The organism is Streptomyces sp. NH27 (assembly GCF_056859195.1).
The window spans coordinates 1-563 of record NZ_JACEGK010001063.1 but is presented as its reverse complement, the minus strand read 5'-3'; the positions used below and the strand labels follow the sequence as shown (position 1 = coordinate 563).

The following is a 563-nucleotide window of genomic DNA, read 5'->3' as shown; positions in this document are numbered from 1 at the left end:
GTCCGAGGCGCTCGGCGCGGTCGCCGACCGGCTGCTCGGCGGGCCGTGGGAGCGGAAGGTCGCGGCGGGCCTGTCGTTCCTGCGGCGGCGGGTGACCGGGGACTACGACGTCGACGAGTTCGGGTTCGACGCCGACCTCACCGACCAGGTGCTGCTGTCGCTGCTGCGCCCGCTGTACGAGGGGTACTTCCGGGTCGAGGTCAAGGGCATCGAGAACATCCCCGCGGAGGGCGGCGCCCTGGTGGTGTCGAACCACTCCGGGACGCTGCCGATCGACGCGCTGATGACCCAGGTCGCCGTGCACGACCACCATCCGGCCGGGCGGCACCTGCGGTTGCTCGCCGCGGACCTGGTGTTCGTCCTGCCGGTCATCAACGACCTGGCGCGGAAGGCCGGGCACACCCTCGCCTGCTCGGAGGACGCCCAACTGCTGCTGGAGCGCGGCGAGGTGGTCGGGGTGATGCCCGAGGGCTTCAAGGGTCTGGGGAAGCCCTTCTCCGACCGGTACAAGCTCCAGCGGTTCGGGCGGGGCGGGTTCGTGGCGACGGCGCTCAGGACGAAGG

At 71.9% G+C, this 563-nt stretch carries 1 protein-coding gene; it reads left to right on the top strand.

Annotation, left to right across the window (positions count from 1 at the left end):
- A partial coding sequence (locus AC13HU_RS38025) for a 1-acyl-sn-glycerol-3-phosphate acyltransferase (protein ID WP_483046555.1) occupies window positions 1-563 on the top strand: 563 nt, incomplete at both ends.